The sequence below is a fragment of the uncultured Rikenella sp. genome, from assembly GCF_948810725.1.
Classification (GTDB): domain Bacteria; phylum Bacteroidota; class Bacteroidia; order Bacteroidales; family Rikenellaceae; genus Rikenella.
This window is the reverse complement of record NZ_CAQIVA010000086.1, coordinates 1-3365: the sequence shown is the minus strand read 5'-3', so window position 1 is coordinate 3365 and position 3365 is coordinate 1. Positions and strand designations below refer to the sequence as shown.

Annotated in this window: 3 protein-coding genes; 1 reads left to right on the top strand and 2 read right to left on the bottom strand. The window is 61.3% G+C overall.

Annotated features, from left to right (window positions below; all coding sequences use genetic code 11):
* Positions 1–410: 410 nt before the first annotated feature.
* Positions 411–1493 carry an arginase family protein gene (locus Q9S52_RS10590; RefSeq protein WP_304709084.1) on the bottom strand — a complete coding sequence of 361 codons (1083 nt, stop codon included), beginning with the start codon at positions 1491–1493 and terminating at the stop codon, positions 411–413.
* Positions 1477–2331 (bottom strand): 3'(2'),5'-bisphosphate nucleotidase CysQ, encoded by an 855-nt coding sequence (gene cysQ / locus Q9S52_RS10585; protein WP_294594776.1) that lies wholly within the window; start codon positions 2329–2331, stop codon positions 1477–1479. Before cysQ ends, Q9S52_RS10590 begins: the two co-directional genes overlap by 17 nt.
* An 81-nt stretch (positions 2332–2412) precedes the next feature.
* On the opposite strand from cysQ, the gene Q9S52_RS10580 reads away from it, so the two are divergent.
* A complete protein-coding gene (locus tag Q9S52_RS10580; RefSeq protein WP_297627728.1) occupies positions 2413–2610 on the top strand; it encodes a hypothetical protein in 198 nt (65 codons plus the stop codon).
* Positions 2611–3365: the final 755 nt, after the last annotated feature.

Here is a 3365-nt window from a genome sequence, read left to right as displayed (position 1 = left end):
ACGTCCCGTGGACGGGAAATGCTTACGCATTTCCACTGGCAGCCTCTACCCCGTTCTTTGTTCGCGCGCCGGGGAAATCTTGCCAAAATGTGCCAGTACATTTTGACGATTTCCCTCTTTAGGCGTCGGCGCGCGTTGGTTTGAGGGTACTGTTCTTTTTGGCTTCGCGTTGCCTTCGGCTTCCTCGTGCTACCTCGGCAAAGCCCGCAAGCGGTCTCTGCCCTCGGTACGCTACTCGGTTCCTCCTCGCCGCTCGGCAATTTGCAAACTGCGTTTGCATTGCTCTCGCTGGCAGCGTCGGTTGTGAACAAAGAGAACCAGAAAAACTTTTGACGGATGCTGACGCATCCTCAAACTGCCGACGCCTCCAACCACCGCGCGGTAGCCCTAACATAAAACATGAGGAAACCCTACCGATTTGAGCGGAGACAAAGATTGGCCAGCTTGTAGAGCACCCGCGCGCCGACGTTCGCATTCCACTCGCCGTCGCCCGCCTGCGGAGCCACCTCCGTCAGGTCGAACCCCACGATACGACGCCCCGACTCCACCAGACTCGCCAACAGATAGACCGCCTCCCGGTACGAAAGTCCCCCGGGAACCGGAGTCCCCGTCCCCGGACAGTTGTCCGGCGAGAGACCGTCGATGTCGAAACTCACATAAACGTTCTCCGGCAACCGGTCGACGATCGACGCACACTGCGCCCCCCAGGAGAGCCCCTCGAACGCGTTACGAGCCAACGTATAGTCGTCGAACTGCACCACCCGGCCCTGCGAATCCGCCGCCAACTCGACCTCCGCACCGCAGAAATCCCGAATCCCCACCTGCACCAACCGCGATACCTCAGGCAGCTGCAAAGCGTTGTACATAATCGAAGCATGCGAGTAGGCAAATCCCTCGTAAGCCACGCGCAAATCGGCGTGGGCATCGATGTGCAGCATGCCGAAATCCCTCCCCTCGCCTGCCATCCGAGCCGCTACGGCCCGCATCAGACCGAGCGGCGTGCTGTGGTCGCCCCCCACCAGCCCCACCAAACGGCCGGACTCCAAAAACGACGAAGCCTGTGCAAACACAAGGTCGTTCAGGCGCGCCGAACCGGCATTGACCGCCTCCAGCGATGCGGCGATCGCCGGATCGGTCGCCGCGCCTCCCTCTTCGAGGTGCGCAATCACCCGTTCCGCCTCCGTCCGAAGCCGTTCCGAAGCCGATGCGATCCACGGATCGGCCGGTGCGGTCGCAATCCCGCACCGCCAACCCTCCGGATAATGGGCGTCGCGCAGCTCTACCTGGGTCGAAGCGGCCAGAATCGCCTCCGGCCCGGCTGCCGTCCCTCTGTTATACGAGACGGTCACGTCCCAAGGTACGGAGAGCAGCACGAGTTCCGCTTCGTCCGGTGCAAACGGGAGACCGAAATAGTTCCCGTTGGCCACTCCGGTATCGTCGGGCGAAAAGGCGCTCAGGTCTTTCGCGACAAATTCCTTATCTTCTCCAGTCATAGTTTTTCAAAGCAGCGGTGAGACAGATGAACGGCGGATTTTCGAGCGACTCTTCGTTATACCGCAATTCGTCGCCGGCCAGCGACCGCACGACGGCTCCGGCTCCGCGCGCAATGGCTTCGCCGGCGGCGGTGTCCCACTCCGAGGTGGGTGTGGTTCGCAGGTAGCAGTCCACTGCTCCTTCGGCCACGAGGCACATTTTCAAGGAGCTGCCGTACTCGACGATGCGAATCTCGCCGAGTTGTTGCTGTAACCGAAGGATCTCCTCTTTGACGTGTTCGGTCTCGTGCGAACGGCTCACGGCGACGCGCAACGGGGTATTCCGCCCGGCAACCAGCGGCAGGCGTTGCGCGTCGCGAAACAGTTGGCCGATGGTGAACGAGGCGCTCATCTCGGGCCGGACGCCTGTCCGGCAGAAGGCGCCGCGGTCGGGATCGCTGAAATAGAGGGTCTCGGTGGTGGGCAGGTAGATCACGCCCAAGAAAGGCCGGTTGTCGACCATCAGGGCGATATTGACGGTGAATTCGCCGTTCCGTTTGATGAACTCTTCGGTGCCGTCGAGGGGGTCGATGAGCCAATAGAGGTCCCACCCGCGCCGTTCGTCGAAATAGAGGTCTCGGCCCTCTTCCGAAAGCAGGGGAATCCGGGTGGCGCTCAGGTAGTGCTGGATGAGCCGGTGGGCTTCGCGGTCGGCGATGGTGATGGGGGTGCTGTCGGCTTTGAGGCCGACGAAGAAGTCGTCGTACCGGGTATAAATCTCCATGATTTTGGCTCCGGCACGGATGGCGGCGTTATAGGCCTGAACCAGAAAAAAGTCGGTTTGTTCTCGCTCTATCATGACTCACTGTATAATAAACTTACTTTTTACAAAAACGCGACGCGGCGGGCGCGGGGAATATATGGGAGGGTCCGTTTTCGAGTGCCGGGCGGCCCCGCCCCGGGCTACCGCGGCGGCAACGATGGCGGGTTATGGAGTATCAGCGACGGCGGATACAGTTGGTCGGCCGCTGTCAGCGACATTTACAGTCTGGGCTTGAACTTTCATGCGCTGTACCTTAGTTCCAACGACATATGCGGACGCGGTTACGGTCTTCCGTTGCGTTGCCTCTCGGAATAAACAGAGACGTATTGCTTGGGGTGGAAGCGGCCACGGTTACAGGGCCGGTTCGCTTGCCGGGCGGCGCGCCCCGGGCTTCCGCAACCGCAATACTTCTGGCGCACTGGGTAGTGTCGGAAGCAGTGGCTACTGTTATTCGTCATCGGTGAACGGCACCAATGGCATGGATTTAGATTTCAGTACAAGGCACTTCAATCCCTGCTACGCGGGTAACCGGGGCGACGCTTTTCAGTTGCGTTGCCTCTCAGAATAAACGGGGGCGCGTGCCCGTGGGGGGCAAGGGGCTGGAGCTACCCTAACAACTGGCAGCCTCTACCCTACTTTTGTTTGACCTTAGCGGGTCGGACGCCCGGGTGGTATCGCAATTTTCGACGCGAAGCGGCGTATTGCGGGCCGGCGCCTGCCCACGGGCGGCCCGCGCGACTCTGCGAGTCGCAACTACAACGCCCCATTCACCGCCCCAATTCTGCCGGGTTCGGGCTGCGCGCTCCGGGGGTGGGCCGAACGGCCCAGCGCGCAGACCCGGCGGTTCTACGAACCGCAAAAGCACGGCCCAAAGCACAACCAAAAACTCGCCCCAAATCTGTCGGGTTCGGCCTGTCGCCCACTCCCCCCCCGAGGCGCTCCGCGCCTGGGCGACAAGGCCAGCGGTTTGAAGAACCGCGCTATTCGCTCTTAGCCTATAGCAATTCGCTGCCAGCGGTGAGTACAACGAGCTCCGACGAGTTGCAGTCCGCCGCGTGAGATGGCAGCGA